Origin of the sequence: Silvania confinis, assembly GCF_025564085.1 — a bacterium.
In the GTDB taxonomy this organism is placed as follows: Bacteria; Pseudomonadota; Gammaproteobacteria; order Enterobacterales; family Enterobacteriaceae; genus Enterobacter; species Enterobacter confinis.
Window position 1 is genome coordinate 192997 of record NZ_JAMGZJ010000077.1, and the last position, 17224, is coordinate 210220.

Sequence of the window (17224 nt, forward strand, 5' to 3'; positions counted from 1 at the left end):
ACGGGGATATTGAATGGGAGGGAATCACGTTCATCGCCTAATATTTAAATGCGCATCGCAATATCAAACAGCCAAACAACGTTATCACTCTTTTTTATTTTCACCACCATTCAGAGGTATGAAATGAGTAAAATGTGCGTAACAAAATTATTGTCCGCTGGCTTGCTGGGACTGATGGTTTTTTCCACCGCTGCAATGGCGAAAGAAATTGAAGTGGTTAATATTTCCAAAATTGACGGTATGCCCTGGTTTAATCGCATGGGCGAAGGCGTGACGAAAGCGGGCAGCGACCTCGGCATTAAAGCCACGCAGGTCGGGCCTTCCAGTACCGATGCTCCGCAGCAGGTCAAAATTATTGAAGACCTGATTGCGAAAAAGGTATCCGCAATTTCTATTGTGCCCAATGATGCCGACGTGCTGGAACCGGTATTCAAAAAAGCCCGTGCAGCGGGCATTGTGGTATTAACCAATGAATCGCCGGGGCAACCCAGCGCCAACTGGGATGTCGAAATTATCGATAACCAAAAATTTGCCGCCGATAACGTCGAAGAGATGGCGAAAGCGATGGGCGGGAAAGGCGGGTATGTCATTTATGTCGGCAGCCTGACCGTACCTCAACATAATTTGTGGGCCGATTTATTCGTTAAATATCAGAAAGAGCACTACCCGGAGATGTTTGAAGTCACCAACCGAATGCCGGTGGCCGAGAATATCGACGATGCTCGCCGCACCACCATTGACCTGATGAAAGCTCACCCGGATATGAAAGGGATAGTGTCGTTTGGTTCCCAGGGACCAATTGGTGCAGGCCGTGCGGTGAAAGAGAAACGCGCTAAAGGGAAAGTGTTTGTCTACGGCATGATGATCCCCTCCCAGGCCGCCTCGCTGATTAAAAGCGGCGATATTACTATGGGGATCACCTACGACCCGGCCTCTGCAGGCTATGCCTTAACCGCCGTGGCGGACAAAATCCTCAAAGGGGAAGAGATCGGTAAAGAGCTGGATATCCCGAACCTCGGCAAAGCCGAAGTGGATACCGAAAAACGCATCATCAAATTCCACAAAGTGCTCCGCGTAACTAAAGAGAATATCGACAGCCTGTATTAATCAGCCGCATCAGCACGCCCTTCTGACAAGGGCGTGTTTTCTGAACCCCTGCGAGGTAGGAATGAAGCCGTTTATTTCACTGGGTAACATCAGCAAAACCTTCTACGGTGTGAAAGCGCTGGATAACATCGCCCTGACGCTATTTCCCGGCGAGGTTCACTGTCTGGCCGGGCAGAATGGCTGCGGCAAATCCACGTTGATTAAAATCATCTCTGGCGTCTATAAACCCGACCCCGGTTTTGAAATTACGATCGAAGGAAAACGCTATTCCCACCTCTCCCCCATCGACTCGGTCAAAGCCGGGATCCAGGTTATCTATCAGGATCTCTCTTTATTCCCCAACTTAACCGTCGCTGAAAATATCGGTATCCACCAGCATCACCATAATTTGCTGGTAAATAAGCGCGAAATTCGTCGGATTGCGGCCCTGACCATTAATAGCATTGAAGCAGAATTAGACCTCGACGCCAGCGTGGAGTCCCTGCCGATTGCCCAGCGTCAGATTGTGGCTATTTGTCGGGCGCTGGCCCAGGAAGCCAGGCTGATTATTATGGATGAGCCCACCGCCTCGCTCACTATGCAGGAGGTTAAGGGGCTGCTGCGGGTGATCGGCGACCTGAAGAAGCGCAATATTTGCGTGGTGTTCGTCAGCCACCGGCTGGATGAGGTCATGGAAATCTCCGACCGCATCAGCGTGCTCAAAAATGGCACCCTGATCGGCACGTACCCTGCCCGCGACATCGACAATAAAAAACTCGCCTTCCTGATGACCGGAAAAGAGTTTTCATATGCGCTACTGCCGCCGGTAGAAAAAATCGGCGAGGTGGCATTACGCGTAAAAAACCTGACTAAACAGGGCCAGTATCGCGACATCTCGTTTCAGATCCATCAGGGCGAGATCCTGGCCATCACCGGCTTATTGGGTGCCGGACGCACGGAGCTTTGCCTGAGTTTATTCGGGCTTACCCGACCCGATTCTGGTGAGATCCTGTTGGAAAACAGAGTGGTGCATTTCACCAGCAACCGGGATGCGGTAAACGCCGGGATTGGCTATGTCTCGGAAGATCGGATGAGCACCGGCCTGGTGATGGATCAGTCAATCAATGACAATATTATATCGACGGTCCTGCAGCGGCTGAAAACCCCTTTCCGCTTATTAGACACCGCAAAATCCGACCGTATTGTCGCCGACCTTATTGCCCAACTGAGTATTAAAATTGGCAGCGTTAATCTGCCGGTGAATACCCTTTCAGGGGGCAACGCCCAACGAGTGGCAATTGCCAAATGGCTGGCCATTAATCCCAGGGTGTTGATTCTTGATTCGCCCACCGTCGGCGTCGACATCGCCAATAAAGCGGGGATTTATCAGATTATCTCCGCCCTGTCGCGCGAGGGGATCGCCGTGTTGATGATCACCGATGAAATCGATGAAGCGTTCTTTAACAGCCATCGGATTTTAGTGATGCGTAAAGGCGAAATCATCGCCGACATTCTCCCCGAACAAACCACGGAAGCCGCGCTGGCAGAGGTCGTCAATGGGTAAGCACCTCGGGGTTAAAACCCACGAACTTTTCTTAGGGCTGACGATCCTGGTGATTGGCGGCTATCTGTCGTTTGCCAGCAACGAGTTTATGACGTTGGGCAATATCTATGACCTGATCAACAACTACGCCATGCTGACCATTCTCGCCTGCGGCCTGTTTATCGTGCTGATTTCCGGCGGGATCGACATTTCGTTTCCGGCGATGACCATCATTGCGCAATACGTGATGATCACCTTGATTCAGGGAACCAGCGGCAACTTTGCGCTGGCCTTTGCCCTGTCTGGCGGGCTGGGATTGCTGCTGGGGCTGGTCAACGCCGTGCTGGTTAACCGCCTCAACGTGCCGTCGATCATCATTACTATTTCCACCCTCAATATCTTTTACGGCCTGCTGCTGTACCTGACCAAAGGGGTCTGGCTGTACAGTTATCCGGAGTGGTTTGAACAGGGGGTGATGCTGTTTAAATTCACCGCCGCCGATGGTTACGACTATGGCCTGAGCCTGCCGATCCTGACCCTGATCGCGGTCGTGGCGTTGACCGGTTTTATCATGAATAAGACCAGCGTGGGGCGCATGATTTACGCCATGGGTGGCAACCGCGAGGCGGCGTCGCGAATGGGCTTTGGCATCTTAAAACTGCAGCTGTTTGTGTACGGCTATATGGGGCTGATGTCCGGCGTTGCGGGGGTGGTGCAGTCGGCAACCGTGTTAACCGTCGCCCCGGATTCCTTGCTGGGCTATGAGCTGACGGTTCTCGCCGCGGTGGTGTTAGGCGGCACCAGCATTGTCGGCGGGCGCGGCACGCTGCTGGGCACCTTGCTGGGGGTCATTTTACTGGCGGTGTTACAAAACGGTCTTAACCTGTTAGGGATTTCCTCTTACTGGCATACGGTGGTCACCGGGGTGGTTATCGTCACCAGCATCAGCATGACCGCGTGGAGCCAGCGCAAAGGCCAGGGAGTACGAGTATGAGCAGCAGAAAACCGCACGATCGCGTTGAGATTTACCTCAGCCTGCTGATCGCCGCTGTCGTTATCGCGTTTAGTTTCCTGATCCCGTCCGTGTTCTGGTCTTCCGCCAACTTCCAGTCTATCGCCTCCCAGATGCCGATCCTCGGCGTGCTGGCCTTAGCAATGGCGGTGACGATCCTCACCGGCGGGATCAACCTGTCCATCATTGCCACCATGAACGCCTGCGGGCTGGTAATGGCCTGGGTCGCCACCCACTATCCCCCTTCCCCCGCCAGTATGCTGCTGGTGATTGCGGCGGGTCTGGCGATGGCCGTGGTGATTGGGTCAATCAATGGCTTTCTGATTGCCGTGGTGCGCGTCTCGCCTATTCTGGCGACGCTTGGGATCATGACCCTGCTGAAAGGCATTAATATTCTGATCTCCAAAGGTTCGGCGATCTCCAACTTCCCGGACTATATCCTGGTGATTAACAGCGCCAGTATTTTCGGCATCCCACTGCCGCTGCTGGTGTTTCTGGCGGTGGTCGGCGTGCTGTGGGTGATCCTCGAAAAAACGGCCTTTGGCCGTAGCCTGTATCTGATTGGCTCCAACGAACAGGCGACCCATTATTCCGGGATCAATACCCGCAAAACCCTTATCTGGGTCTATATTCTCTCTTCGGTACTGTGCGTGATTGCCGCGCTGCTGATGATGTCGAAGCTCAACTCGGCCAAAGCCTCTTACGGTGAGTCTTACCTGCTGGTGTCAATTCTGGCGGCAGTGCTCGGCGGCGTGAATCCCGACGGCGGTTTTGGCAAAGTTTTCGGCATGGTGATGGCGCTGGTTCTGCTGCAAATGCTGGAAAGCGGGCTCAACATTCTGGGCGTAAGTAGCTACATCACCATGGCGCTGTGGGGCGGCCTGCTGCTGGCGTTTATTTTCCTGAAAGGCGCTCATCTCTCACAGCTATTTCGCCGGTCGTAAACATCAGTGGAGGTATTCGGATGGGGTTAAATCTGTTCTCTAATCTTCCCGATAACGGGTTACGCAGCGAGGCGGAAATCTTTGACGTCCTGCTGTCTGCGCCTGGGATTATAATTGAGCGCATCCTCTCCACCGGCCAGGCCAGCCCGCCAGGCTTCTGGTATTGCCAGAGCCAAAGCGAATGGGTGGTGGTGATCCGAGGCTCGGCGGGAGTGAAGTTCGAACAGGACGATACGGTGCGAGTCCTGCGCGCGGGGGATTCACTGCATATTCCCGCCCAGTGTCGCCATCGAGTGGAATGGACCGATCCGCAGGAGCCGACGTTATGGCTGGCGGTGCATTACACACCCTAAGCAAGGGCGCGCAGCGCGCGCCCTTAGCCATTACTGCGCCTGACGCAGCCCGCTGTCCGCGGCTGGCGGCACGTCGGGGGTCGGGCTCAGGTCACATTGTTTCGGCAGGAAGAAGGTAATCGAACCGGCAATGATCAACGAGCCGGCCAGCGCGCAAACCGCCACGTTTTGCCCGTAGAAGTAGATCATCACCCCCACCAGATACGGCCCGCAGAACCCGCCTAAATTCCCCAGACCGTTGATCACCCCACGCGCGCTCCCTGCCACCTCCGGCATGGCGATGCGCCCCGGAATCGACCAGAACGGGCTGGTCGCCGATTTGAGGAAGAAGCCGCATACCACCAGCGCGATGTACGCCGCCACCACATGATCGCGCAGGATCACCGATGCCAACAGCGCGGCCGCGAAGCTGTAGAGTGAAAAACGCACCCACAGTCGACGTTTACCGCTGCGGTCGCTGAACAGCGAGATGACGTAAATCCCGGCGAGGGTGGCGATAAACGGCAGGACTGCCAGCACGCCGACGCTGGCCATACTGGCGCCGGTCAGGTTTTTGAGGATCGTCGGCAGCCACAAGGTGTAGCCGTAATCCCCGGTCTGGTAGAAGAAGTTCAGCGCCACCAGCTTCATCAGGCCAGGGTTGCGAAAGACATCTTTCAGCGGTGCATTGCTGACCGGCGCTTCCGTGCGGCGCGCTTCCCGTTCGGCACGCAGCGTGGTCAGCAAGTAGTCACGCTCACGTTCGGGTAGCCAGCGAGCCTCTTCCGGACGGTCGCTGATCATCAGCCACCACACCAGCAGCACCCCCAGCGAGAGCAAACCTTCGATGATAAACAGCCAGCGCCAGTCATAAGCGGCGATAATCGCCCCAGACAGCGGAGCCGTTAACATGCCGCCCAACGGGGCAAACATCATCACGAAGGCATTGGCCCGACCGATCTCTTTTTCCGGGAACCAGTTACTGACCATTGTCAGCACCACCGGCAGCATCCCGCCCTCCGAGACACCCAGAATAAAGCGCAGCGCCAGCAGTTGGTATTCATGGGTCACAAAGCCGGTGGCCACCGACACAATCGCCCAGGCCAGCAGCGACCAGGCGATAAAGCGTTTGCCGCTGCCATTAACGGCAATGCGCCCGCCCGGTATTTGCAAAAATAAATAACCGATAAAAAATATACCGCTGGCGACCCCAGCCATCTGGCTGGTAATACCTAAATCGGCCTCCATGCCGCCCGGTAGGGCAAAACTAATATTAACCCTGTCCATAAAAGAAATAATGCAGGCGATCAGAACCGGCGCAATGATGCGCAACCAGCGAGTGCCAGGTATTTTCTCATTCATCATTCATACTCTCTCGAGGGAAATAACGTTATCGTGAGGGCAATACTGTCCTGTTAATCAATCGCATTCGGCAGTGGCGCAGCCGCAAAATACGCGGTGACATTGTTAAACACCACCTCACTCATGCGTTGCCGGGTTTCATGCGTGGCGCTGGCCACATGCGGCTGCAGCACCACGTTGTCCAGCGCGATCAGCGCAGCAGGCACGTGCGGCTCGTCTTCATACACGTCTAGCCCCGCCCCGGCAATCACGCCGTTTTGTAACGCGCGAATTAAGGCCGGTTCATCCACCAGGCTGCCGCGCGCAACATTAATCAGCCAGGCATGTTTTGGCATGGTATTAAACACACTGGCATCAATGAGCCCCCGGTTCGCCGCCCCACCCGAAGCCGCAATCACCAGGAAATCGCTTTCGTGCGCCAGGGTATGCAGGTCTGCGCACCACTGATAATCGACGTGCTGGAGTTTTTTACGATCGGTATAGAGGATTTCCATATCGAAGCCCGTCGCGCGACGGGCGATGGCCTGGCCGATATTCCCCATGCCAAAAATCCCGATCCGCTTGCCGCTGACCTGGGTTGCCAGCGCAGGCCCCTGTGTGAGCCAGCGCCCTTCGCGGACGAACTTATCGCCCTGGCAGAGCTGACGGGCACCGGTCAGCAGTAAGCCCATCGCCAGATCCGCCACATCGTTGGTCAGCACACCAGAAGTAATGGTGACGGCAATGTGATGGGCACGGGTATAGTCGAGATCGACGGCATCGGTGCCCACACCAAAGATCGCCACCAGCCCGACGTTCGGCAGCTGCGCCAGCACGTCACCGGTGACGCCCACATCGCCGCGCGTCACTACAGCCTGGACCTGCGCCCCCACCTGCTGAAGAAACGCGTGGGGATCGGGCTGATCATAGAGGCGAAAAACCTCGAAGGCGGAGGAGAGTTTATCCAGCAAGTCGTTCACTACCGGAGCAATCAACAATACAGTTTTTGGGTTTGCAATCGTCATTGGCGTACCTGTTTGAGAGTTTCAACATTTGCGTTGTCCTATCAAACGGCTTTTCCGGGTAGCGTTTTGCGATCTGCATCACGCTGAATCGTGTTAGAAATCCGTGTTACGGATGACGTGATCTGGAGACTAAAAACCGGCGGCTCAGATTGTTTCGCCCAGAGACAGACGATAGTGGAGGTCCACTTTTTCGATGGTCGGTAAGCCTTTTATCTTTTTGATCAGGATCTCAGTCGCCACTTTGCCCATTTCCAGACGCGGGGTCAGTACGCTCGCCAGCCGCGGCGTGATGATCTGCCCGATTTCCAGACCGTGAAAACCGGCAATCGCCATCTCTTGTGGCACATTGATACCGGAGGCAATGCACTCCTGTAACACGCCGACGGCGAGGTCATCGTTGGTACAGAGAATGCCATCCATTTGTTTATACATCTGACGCGCGAGGGTCATCATCCCGGTGCCAATCATTACCGACGAGACTTTATTCGGCGCAATCCGCCCCACTTCCCGCCCGGCCTCGCTCATCGCCTGGCAATATCCGGCATAGCGCTGTTCATCGCGGATATCAGACATCGACCCAAAATAGATAATCTGCTTTTTGCCGCTCGCCAGCAGCATATTGGTCATATCAAATCCGGCGCGGTAATTATCAAAGCCGACGTTAATGCGGTCAGGGTTAGTGGATAACCCCATCACTTCCGCTACCGGTATTTTTGCCGCTTTAAGGTATTTCTCAGCCCGCAGGGTATGCACCGATTCGGTTAATAGCAGCGCCTTGACGTTCAGCGCCAGCACCGTTGCAATCTGCTCCTCTTCACGCTGGCTATCATAATCATAATTAACCACCAGCGTCTGGTATCCGTGGGCGGTTGTTACTGACTCAATGCCCGCCAGAACATCGGCAAAGATCTGGTTATTAAAGGAGGGAATTAACACGCCTATGCGTGGCGTCGCCTGGCTGCTGACGGCCGGATTATCAGGATCGGGCTGATAGCCGACTTCGGCAATAACGCTGGCAATACGTTCTGCAGTTTCGGGTTTTACTTTTTCTGGGGTGCGTAAATAGCGGCTGACGGTCATTTTGGTCACCCCAGCCAGGGTGGCGACATCATCTAAAGTGATACGTTGTACTTTCATTGCTGTTGCCCGTCATAACCGAAACCGTATCCCGCCATTATGCCTGCTGACGGCGCAAAAGAGAATTGCCTCTCCCTCGCCAGAGCCCGTGTGGCGCGGATTATCCGGCAAATGCCCACCCCGGATCACAGATGCTGTAACCCCTTTTCGTAACATAATGGCCAGTGATCTTCATCACAGTTTATCCGGCATAAAAACCGTGAGATAGACAGCGTCTGCTAGATGCAATTCCGTCGTAATACAGGAAACAGTGATGAAAAATTTATTCAGTTTACAAGGCAAGCGTATTTTAATTACCGGTTCCGGACAGGGTATCGGTTTTGTCATGGCGCAGGGTCTGGCGCAATATGGCGCAGAAATTATCATCAATGATATTTCCCCCGAACGCGCCGAACAGGCGGCAATGACATTACGTGATGAAGGCGCAACGGCCCATACCGCGGTATTTAATGTCACCGACCCGGATTCCGTTGAAACGGCCATTCACCAGATAGAACAGAATATCGGGCCGATTGATGTCTTATTTAATAATGCCGGTATTCAGCGGCGTCATCCTTTTACCGAATTCCCGGTTCAGGAGTGGAATGACGTTATTGCGGTCAACCAGACTGCCGTATTCCTGGTCTCCCAGGCGGTTGCTAAACGGATGGTAACGCGCAACGCGGGGAAAATCGTCAATATCTGCTCAATGCAGAGCGAACTGGGGCGCGACACGATTACGCCGTATGCCGCCGCCAAAGGTGCGGTCAAAATGCTGACCCGCGGCATGTGCGTGGAGCTGGCCCGACATAACATCCAGGTGAATGGCATTGCTCCCGGCTATTTCAAAACCGCGATGACCCAGACGCTGGTCGACGATCGCGACTTTACCGACTGGCTATGCAAACGCACGCCTGCTGCGCGCTGGGGCGACCCACAAGAGCTGGTTGGCGCGGCGGTATTCCTGTCATCCGGTGCATCTAACTTCGTTAACGGGCATCTGCTGTTTGTCGACGGCGGGATGCTGGTTGCCGTCTGATGAAGGAGCGCACCATGGCAGAACATTGCATTATTTTAATGGGTGTCTCCGGCACCGGAAAAACCACCGTCGGGCTGGCACTCTCGCAGGCCATCGGCGCTAAATTCATTGACGGCGACGATCTTCATCCCCGACAGAATATCGTCAAAATGGCCTCCGGCCAGCCGCTGGAAGACAGCGACCGGCTACCGTGGCTGGATCGCATCGGCGATGTGATTTTCAGCCTCGGGCAAAAAAACGAGTCGGGTATTCTGGTCTGTTCAGCGTTGAAAAAGCGCTATCGCGACCAGCTTCGTCAGGGGAATCCGGCCCTGCGCTTTGTGTGGCTCACCGGAGATTACGACTGCATTTTGCAGCGGATGCAGCAGCGTAAAGGTCACTTTATGCCAGAAGCGCTGCTGCGCAGCCAGTTTGCCGCCCTGGAAGCCCCGGACGAAAGCGAGTCGGATATTCTGGCTGTCGATATTGCCCCAGACGTCGCCCATATTGTCGACCACGCGTTAGCCTTACTTAACCATCACTCCCTCCAGAGGATCCCGGCATGATCATTGATACCCTGACTGGCGCCGAGCCAAACCCGTTTTACCCTGCCGCCATCCGCAAAGCGCTGCGCGCCATTATCCATCAGGAGCCGCATACGCTGCCAGCCGGTAAATATACGGTCGATGGCGATACTATTTTCTTTAACGTCGTCGAAGGTGAAACCCGTCTCCTCGCCGGACTGCGCCCGGAATATCATCGGCAGTATATTGATATTCACATTGTGCTGGCGGGCGAAGAGATTATCGGTGCCGGAAACCGGGGGCTGGAGATCGTTGAGGACGGGGCATTTAACACCGCGCAGGACATTGGATTCTGCACACAGATCAGCAGCGAAACGCTGATCCATTTGCACCCTGGCGAGCTGGCGGTACTGTTCCCCGGCGAGCTGCACCGCCCGATGGGCAGCCTGGGAGCAGGCGCGCCACTGCGCAAGATTATTGTTAAGGTTGATGTGGGGTTGGTGTAGGGTTGTCGCCCCGCGGCGCGCGTTGCGGGGCCTGTAGACAAATTTCAGGCACAAAAAAACCACCTTTCGGTGGTTTCACGACACTGCTTATTGCTTTGATTATTCTGCTTATTTCCCATGGTACCCGGAACGAGACTTGAACTCGTACAGCCTAAGGCCGAGGGATTTTAAATCCCTTGTGTCTACCGATTCCACCATCCGGGCTCGGGAAGAAATTGGAGGCGCGTTCCGGAGTCGAACCGGACTAGACGGATTTGCAATCCGCTACATAACCGCTTTGCTAACGCGCCTTAAATCTTCTGTCTTACGACTCGCATCCGCAATTGCCGATGCTTTAAATTTGGAGCGGGAAACGAGACTCGAACTCGCGACCCCGACCTTGGCAAGGTCGTGCTCTACCAACTGAGCTATTCCCGCATTATCAAGCTAATCACTTGATTTTGCTATCGACTGGCGAAACGTGCCGCCGTTCGATGCGTTGCATTCTACTTACCTGACGTTTTGAGTCAACGTTATTTTTCGCAACCACAGATCGTTTGCTGAAAATTACGGCGAAACGATCACTGATCAAGCAAATCCCCGCGCGCGGCATTCAAATATTGCAGCATCGACCACAACGTCAGCACCGCTGAGACCATAAACAGGCAGATACCGGCCAACTCAACCCACTCGTTTGGACGCCACAGCATCCACACCAGCGCGGCCATCTGCGAGGTGGTTTTGACCTTCCCTATCCAGGAAACTGCCACGCTGCTGCGTTTGCCCAACTCAGCCATCCACTCGCGCAGCGCCGAGATAATGATTTCGCGGGCAATCATGGTGGCGGCAGGCAGCGTCACCCACCAGGTGTGATAATGCTCAACCACCAGCACCATCGCGATGGCGACCATCACCTTGTCCGCTACCGGGTCGAGGAACGCACCAAAACGGGTGCTCTGGTTCCAGCGACGCGCCAGGTATCCATCAAACCAGTCTGTCACTGCCGCGACAAAAAAGATCAGTGCACATGCGAAGGGAGCCCAGACGAACGGCAGATAAAAAGCCAGTACAAAGAACGGGATAAGGACAACGCGAAAAAGCGTTAACAACGTAGGGATATTTAATCGCATAGTGACGGTAACTGTTTGTTGTCAGTAATTATTAGCCCTATGTTGCTACAGAGCCCTCAATGTTTCAACGAGTAGTAGATCTTTTCTGCCAGTGCTTGCGAAATACCCGGCACTTTTGCAATTTCCTCGACGCTGGCGTTGAGTAATCCTTGCAAACCGCCCATGTATTTTAACAGCATCTGGCGACGTTTTGGTCCAACGCCTTCGATCGTCTCCAGCGTGCTGGTGTTTTTAACTTTTGCCCGTTTTTTACGGTGACCACCAATCGCATGATCGTGTGACTCATCGCGAATATGCTGAATCACATGCAGCGCAGGCGAGTCCGGTGGCAGGTTAAAGCCCTCCCCTTCGGGTTCAAGGAACAGCGTTTCCAGTCCGGCTTTACGGTCAGTACCTTTTGCCACGCCCAGTAACAGCGGGTGATGCTTATCCCAGGGCACCTCCAGTTCGGCAAATACCGCTTTGGCCTGACCAAGCTGGCCTTTACCGCCGTCGATGACAATCACGTCCGGGATCTTACTTTCTTCAATTGCTTTACCGTAGCGACGGCGCAGAACCTGATTCATGGCTGCATAATCATCACCGGGCGTGATGCCAGTAATATTATAGCGGCGATATTCAGCCCGCAGAGGGCCGTTGGCATCGAACACCACGCAGGAGGCAACCGTCTGTTCCCCCATAGTGTGGCTGATATCGAAACATTCCATCCGCTTTACTTCCGGCATTTTCAGCACCACAGCCAGCGCATTCAGGCGCTGATGGACGGTTGACTGCTGGGACAGCTTCGTCGTTAACGCCGTAGCCGCGTTGGTGCGTGCCAGCTTCAGATAGCGGGCGCGATCGCCACGGGGTTTGGTCTGAACATTCACCCGTCGCCCGGCCAGCTCCGATAACGAGTCCGACAACAACGTTTTATCGCTGAGGTTAAAGTCGAGCAGGATTTCTGACGGCAGGGTACGCATCTGGCTGCCCTGCAAATAGAACTGGCCAACAAAGGTTTCGACCACTTCACCAAGCTCCGTGCCGCCTGGCACTTTCGGGAAGTAGCTGCGGCTACCCAGCACTTTACCCTGACGAATAAACAGCACGTGCACGCAGGCCATACCCGCGTCAAACGACACGCCAATTACGTCAAGATCGTCGCCGGTGTTGGAGACAAACTGTTTTTCGGTAACCCGACGCACCGCCTGGATCTGATCGCGAATGCGCGCGGCCTCTTCAAAGGCCAGCGCCTGGCTGGCCTTTTCCATGCGCGCAATCAGCTGCGTCAGCACCTGATCGTCTTTTCCGGCGAGGAACAGGCGGACATAGTCTACCTGCTGGGCATACTCCTCTTCGCTAACCAACCCTTCCACGCATGGCCCCAGACAGCGGCCAATCTGATACTGCAGGCAGGGGCGGGAGCGGTTGCGATAGACGCTGTTTTCGCACTGACGGATCGGGAAGATTTTTTGCAGCAGGGCCAGCGTTTCCCGCACGGCATAGCCATTAGGAAACGGGCCGAAATATTCACCTTTCGCATGCTTCGCACCGCGATGCATCGCCAGTCGCGGATGAGTATCGCCGCTGAGAAAGATAAAGGGATAGGATTTGTCATCACGCAGCAGCACGTTGTAACGCGGCTGGTACAGCTTGATGTAGTTATGCTCCAGCAGCAGCGCCTCGGTCTCCGTATGGGTGACGGTCACATCGATTTGCTGGATTTGCGCGACCAGCGCCTCCGTCTTGCGGGAGGCGAGATTGCTGCGGAAATAGCTGGCAAGGCGTTTTTTCAGGTCTTTTGCTTTTCCGACATAGATAACCGTGCCGCCCGCGTCGTACATCCGGTAGACGCCTGGCTGGCTGGTTACAGTTTTAAGAAAAGCACTGGATTCAAACACGTTACTACTCACGGGCTGATTAGAGTCTCGGCATTGCAAAGACCGTGGCGAATGGCCAGGTGAGTCAGTTCGACATCGCCATGTATGTTCAGTTTACTGAACATACGGTAGCGATAACTATTCACCGTTTTCGGGCTGAGATTCAGCTGCTCAGAAATCTCGTTCACCTTCTGACCTTTGGTGATCATCAGCATAATCTGCAATTCGCGCTCAGACAAACTGGCAAACGGCGTTTCAGTTTTTTCTGGCTCAATCTGGCTCAACGCCATCTGCTGGGCGATATCAGAGGCGATGTAGCGCTGCCCGGAAAACACGGAACGAATGGCGTTGACCATCTCCTGCGGGGCGGCACCTTTACTTAAATAGCCCGCCGCGCCCGCCTGCATTACTTTTGCAGGCAGCGGATTTTCAGTGTGAACCGTCAGCATGATGACTTTAGTATCCACAAAGGATCGGGCGATCTTGCGGGTCGCTTCCAGCCCGCCAATACCGGGCATATTCATGTCCATCAGAACAACATCTGCGGTATTTGAGCGGCACCATTTTACGGCATCTTCACCGCAGCAGGCCTCACCGGCAACTTTAATACCTTTTATATCTTCAAGAATGCGTCGTATCCCTGCGCGCACCAGTTCGTGGTCATCAACAAGAAGGACGTTGATCAAAGGACATTCTCCAGAATAGGGATAACGCTATGGACAGCTAAATTCTGCATATATTAACGGTTTTTAACTCAACTTAAAAACGTTAAAACGGGACGCCCGCGCGGGTGTTCTCATTTCTGGAAATTAACTTGTACATCAACTGGAAACGAAAGGCTTGCGTAAGGCGCGGCATGCAGGTTTGCAGCCTGTTGTTTTCGGAAACAACATCTTTTGATCGCTATTTTAGCATTGTTAAAATATCTAATATCTTTTTGTAACAATAATTAACGCTGCACAAACCTTAGCCAAACAATTAATTACGGCTAAACACGCAGAAAGCGTAAACTTATTGACTGTTCAGTTAAATAAACAAAATACGGAAAAGTACAAAAAACAACCACTGCGTTTTTCCAGACAGCTTGTGGTATACTCCGCCGCCATAACTTTGATCTAAGCGCTCAAGCGCCGTTTTTATAATGAGGAAAATAAATGAGCACACCTGATTTCGCCACCGCTGAGAATAATCAAGAACTGGCACAGGAAGTCTCTTGTCTGAAATCACTGCTGACTCTGATGCTGCAGGCGATGGGCCAGGCAGACGCGGGTCGGGTGATCATTAAGATGGAACGCCAAATCGCGCAGATGGAAGACCAGGCACAGGCCGAGGTATTTTCCGGCACCGTTAAGCAAATCAAACAAGCTTACCGTCAATAAAATAAAAACGGCTGAAAGCATCGCATTCAGCCGTTTACTCGCCTGCCACGCAGAACAAAGTATTGTCAGATAATCCCCGTCGCGGCCGCATAACACGCGATCTGCGTCTTATTGGGCGCATTGAATTTCTTCTGCATATTCTTCTGGTGGAAGTTCACCGTGTTTTCAGAAATAGACAGAATGATGGCTATTTCTGCTGAAGTTTTACCTTCCGCCGTCCATTTCAAAATTTCCTTTTCGCGCTTGCTGAATTTCATCTCCGGCGGCATCACCATTTCATGCTCTAAACGCAGCAGCGTGGTCATTGCCATCTGCACCAGCATTTGCAGTCGCAATTCAACCACTTCGCCGGCTATTACCTGCCCTGACAGACTGGTACTGGAAACAGATAGAAAACCGAGCGCATGATTCGGCAACATCAGACATTGGGTTATTCCCTTGCGCAGACCATGGTCACGCGCACCGTCCCACAGGGGTTGTGCCTCCGCGAATAATTCATCATTCCACGGCAAATGGCCGTGCACGAAATTCTCGGGTTTGAGCACCGGATCGATCGCAAAGTAGTTTTCTGCCTGATACTGAGACATCCACTGCTGCGGGTAGGTCGAATGCAGCGAGAGTTTAGGCCGGGTGAAAGGCACCGGATGACGCACGCAGAGGGCATAAAAATCGTAACCCAGCTTCTGGGTTTGTCGTTGTAGTTCGGAATATAGCTCGTCGGCAGAAGTCATCTCCTGAAACCGCACAAAGCATTCCCGTCGCCATGTGAAAAAGTCTAAATCCTTCATACTTACGGAATAAAACCCCTGTAAAAGATAATCATTATTATGTATTCATAAACTAACACATAAATCTTATTTATATATATAAAATATCGGCCAGCAGAGAAATATCTACAGAATTTATGGAGTTAGCACCATACTGACAGGATTTAATCACGCTCAGATGCATTCATGGGAACAATAATTTGCTCCGGAGATTAATTCCGGAGCAAAAGAGGGCAAACATGCTACTGCATCAGAAATTTTTCAAGAAATTGCCTGGTACGCGGCTGCTGCGGGTGGGTAAACAGTTCTTTTGCCGGGCCCTGCTCAACAATACGCCCCTGATCCATAAAGATGGCCCGGTCCGCCACGTCGCGGGCAAAGCTCATTTCGTGGGTCACAATGACCAGGGTACGTTTCTCCTGCGCCAGCTGACGAATGGTGTTTAACACCTCCCCCACCAGCTCGGGATCCAGCGCCGAGGTCGGTTCATCAAACAGAATCACGTCAGGGCGCATCGCCAGCGCGCGGGCAATGGCCACGCGCTGCTGCTGACCGCCAGAGAGGCGACGCGGGTAGCTGGTCTCTTTACCCGACAACCCCACCTTCGCCAGCAGCTCGCGGGCGCGGGCGATGGCGTCCTCTTTCGGCTCGCCTTTGACGATCACCGGCCCCTCAATAATGTTTTCCAGCACCGTGCGATGCGGAAACAGATTAAAGCTCTGGAACACAAACCCCACCTGCTGACGCAGGCGGCGGATCAGCCCTTTCTGCTGGTTAAGCGATTTCCCCGTATCAATGGTGATATCGCCCACGCGGATAGTGCCGCCTTCAGGGTGTTCCAGCAGATTGATGCTGCGCAACAGCGTGGTTTTGCCCGAGCCGCTCGGCCCGATGATCGCCACCACCTCCCCTTCCTGCACGTCGAGGTCGATCCCGTGCAGAACGGTCTGTCCGTGAAATTTCTTCACCAGGTTTTTGACGTCGATAGCACTCATTTCGGATCACGCTCCTGGCGATTAAGCTGGTTTTCAAAATGGTTCTGCAGCGCCGAAAGCACCGTTGCCATCACCCAGTAGATCAGCGAGGCCGCGAGGTACATGGTAAAGACCTCCAGCGTGCGCGAGGTGATGAGCTGCGCCTGACGGAACAGCTCCGGCACCTGAATGGTGGCCGCCAGCGAGGTGTCTTTCACCAGGCTGATAAAGCTGTTGCTGAGCGGCGGCAGAGCCACGCGCGCCGCCTGCGGCAGGATAGCGCGACGCAGGGTTTGCCACGGCGTCATGCCGATACTGGCCGCCGCTTCCCACTGCCCTTTTTCGATGGAGGAGATCGCCGCGCGCAGGGTTTCCGAAGTATAGGCTGCGGTATTCAGCGACAGGCCAATCATCGCCGCCGGGATCGGATCGAGCTCGATACCAAACTGCGGCAGGCCGTAATAGATCATAAACAGCTGGGCAATCAGCGGCGTACCGCGAAATACCGAGATGTAAAACCGCGCCAGCCAGCGGACGGGCAGGATGGGCGACATGCGCATCAACGCCAGCACAAAGCCCAGCACCAGTCCAAAGAACATCCCGCCGAGACTCAGCTGCAGCGTAAACACCGCACCTTTCAGCAGGAAGGGCAATGAATCAATCACCAGTTGGATACTTTCTTGCATTAT

18 protein-coding genes and 3 tRNA genes are annotated in these 17224 nt (G+C 54.0%); 9 read left to right on the forward strand and 12 right to left on the reverse strand.

Going from position 1 to position 17224, the window contains the following annotated elements; genetic code table 11:
• Window positions 1–123: 123 nt before the first annotated feature.
• The 5 genes from M8013_RS14975 to M8013_RS14995 all read left to right on the forward strand — a co-directional run bounded on the left by M8013_RS14975 (window position 124) and on the right by M8013_RS14995 (window position 4938).
• The gene (locus M8013_RS14975) at window positions 124–1107 is read left to right on the forward strand and encodes an autoinducer 2 ABC transporter substrate-binding protein (RefSeq protein WP_271268595.1); all 984 of its coding nucleotides are present in this window, start codon (window positions 124–126) and stop codon (window positions 1105–1107) included.
• 61 nt (window positions 1108–1168) lie between these two features.
• The gene (locus M8013_RS14980; protein ID WP_271268596.1) at window positions 1169–2650 is read left to right on the forward strand and encodes a sugar ABC transporter ATP-binding protein; all 1482 of its coding nucleotides are present in this window, start codon (window positions 1169–1171) and stop codon (window positions 2648–2650) included.
• Window positions 2643–3623 (forward strand): ABC transporter permease, encoded by a 981-nt coding sequence (locus M8013_RS14985; protein ID WP_271268597.1) that lies wholly within the window; start codon window positions 2643–2645, stop codon window positions 3621–3623. The genes M8013_RS14980 and M8013_RS14985 overlap by 8 nt, the downstream gene beginning before the upstream one ends.
• A complete protein-coding gene (locus M8013_RS14990; protein WP_271268598.1) occupies window positions 3620–4585 on the forward strand; it encodes an ABC transporter permease in 966 nt (321 codons plus the stop codon). Before M8013_RS14985 ends, M8013_RS14990 begins: the two co-directional genes overlap by 4 nt.
• Window positions 4586–4605: 20 nt before the next feature.
• On the forward strand, window positions 4606–4938 hold the full coding sequence (locus M8013_RS14995) for a cupin domain-containing protein (RefSeq protein ID WP_271268599.1): 333 nt from the start codon (window positions 4606–4608) through the stop codon (window positions 4936–4938).
• 30 nt (window positions 4939–4968) lie between these two features.
• Here M8013_RS14995 and M8013_RS15000 read toward each other — a convergent pair whose 3' ends face one another.
• From M8013_RS15000 to M8013_RS15010, 3 genes are all read right to left on the reverse strand, one after another.
• Window positions 4969–6279: an MFS transporter gene (locus M8013_RS15000; RefSeq protein WP_271269096.1), complete on the reverse strand. Its 1311-nt coding sequence runs from the start codon at window positions 6277–6279 to the stop codon at window positions 4969–4971.
• A gap of 53 nt (window positions 6280–6332) precedes the next feature.
• The gene (locus M8013_RS15005; protein ID WP_271268600.1) at window positions 6333–7283 is read right to left on the reverse strand and encodes a 2-hydroxyacid dehydrogenase; all 951 of its coding nucleotides are present in this window, start codon (window positions 7281–7283) and stop codon (window positions 6333–6335) included.
• Between the two features lie 144 nt (window positions 7284–7427).
• Window positions 7428–8420, reverse strand: coding sequence for a LacI family DNA-binding transcriptional regulator (locus M8013_RS15010; RefSeq protein WP_271268601.1), 993 nt, complete (start codon window positions 8418–8420; stop codon window positions 7428–7430).
• 253 nt (window positions 8421–8673) lie between these two features.
• On the opposite strand from M8013_RS15010, the gene idnO reads away from it, so the two are divergent.
• The 3 genes from idnO to M8013_RS15025 are packed head-to-tail and all read left to right on the forward strand — an operon-like array spanning window position 8674 to window position 10447.
• Complete coding sequence (gene idnO / locus M8013_RS15015; protein ID WP_271268602.1) at window positions 8674–9438, forward strand: gluconate 5-dehydrogenase; 765 nt, start codon at window positions 8674–8676, stop codon at window positions 9436–9438.
• 14 nt (window positions 9439–9452) lie between these two features.
• A complete protein-coding gene (locus M8013_RS15020) occupies window positions 9453–9983 on the forward strand; it encodes a gluconokinase (protein WP_271268603.1) in 531 nt (176 codons plus the stop codon).
• On the forward strand, window positions 9980–10447 hold the full coding sequence (locus tag M8013_RS15025; RefSeq protein WP_271268604.1) for a NanQ anomerase/TabA/YiaL family protein: 468 nt from the start codon (window positions 9980–9982) through the stop codon (window positions 10445–10447). Before M8013_RS15020 ends, M8013_RS15025 begins: the two co-directional genes overlap by 4 nt.
• A 118-nt stretch (window positions 10448–10565) precedes the next feature.
• Here M8013_RS15025 and M8013_RS15030 read toward each other — a convergent pair.
• The 6 genes from M8013_RS15030 to uvrY all read right to left on the reverse strand — a co-directional run bounded on the left by M8013_RS15030 (window position 10566) and on the right by uvrY (window position 14101).
• Window positions 10566–10651, reverse strand: a tRNA-Leu gene (locus tag M8013_RS15030).
• Between the two features lie 12 nt (window positions 10652–10663).
• Window positions 10664–10737 (reverse strand) — tRNA-Cys (locus M8013_RS15035).
• Between the two features lie 51 nt (window positions 10738–10788).
• Window positions 10789–10864, reverse strand: a tRNA-Gly gene (locus tag M8013_RS15040).
• Window positions 10865–11007: 143 nt separating this feature from the next.
• Entirely contained in the window at window positions 11008–11556 is a 549-nt protein-coding gene (gene pgsA, locus M8013_RS15045; protein ID WP_271268605.1) for a CDP-diacylglycerol--glycerol-3-phosphate 3-phosphatidyltransferase, read from the reverse strand.
• A gap of 56 nt (window positions 11557–11612) precedes the next feature.
• Window positions 11613–13448, reverse strand: coding sequence for an excinuclease ABC subunit UvrC (gene uvrC, locus M8013_RS15050; protein WP_271268606.1), 1836 nt, complete (start codon window positions 13446–13448; stop codon window positions 11613–11615).
• The gene (uvrY, locus tag M8013_RS15055; protein WP_271268607.1) at window positions 13445–14101 is read right to left on the reverse strand and encodes a UvrY/SirA/GacA family response regulator transcription factor; all 657 of its coding nucleotides are present in this window, start codon (window positions 14099–14101) and stop codon (window positions 13445–13447) included. Before uvrY ends, uvrC begins: the two co-directional genes overlap by 4 nt.
• 468 nt (window positions 14102–14569) lie before the next feature.
• On the opposite strand from uvrY, the gene M8013_RS15060 reads away from it, so the two are divergent.
• Window positions 14570–14794, forward strand: coding sequence for a DUF2594 family protein (locus M8013_RS15060; protein ID WP_271268608.1), 225 nt, complete (start codon window positions 14570–14572; stop codon window positions 14792–14794).
• A gap of 65 nt (window positions 14795–14859) precedes the next feature.
• Here M8013_RS15060 and sdiA read toward each other — a convergent pair whose 3' ends face one another.
• The 3 genes from sdiA to tcyL form a co-directional block, all read right to left on the reverse strand.
• A complete protein-coding gene (sdiA, locus tag M8013_RS15065; RefSeq protein ID WP_271268609.1) occupies window positions 14860–15582 on the reverse strand; it encodes a quorum-sensing transcriptional regulator SdiA in 723 nt (240 codons plus the stop codon).
• Window positions 15583–15803: 221 nt separating this feature from the next.
• The gene (gene tcyN, locus M8013_RS15070) at window positions 15804–16556 is read right to left on the reverse strand and encodes an L-cystine ABC transporter ATP-binding protein TcyN (RefSeq protein WP_271268610.1); all 753 of its coding nucleotides are present in this window, start codon (window positions 16554–16556) and stop codon (window positions 15804–15806) included.
• Window positions 16553–17221 carry a cystine ABC transporter permease gene (gene tcyL / locus M8013_RS15075; protein ID WP_271268611.1) on the reverse strand — a complete coding sequence of 223 codons (669 nt, stop codon included), beginning with the start codon at window positions 17219–17221 and terminating at the stop codon, window positions 16553–16555. The genes tcyN and tcyL overlap by 4 nt, the downstream gene beginning before the upstream one ends.
• Window positions 17222–17224 lie beyond the last annotated feature (3 nt).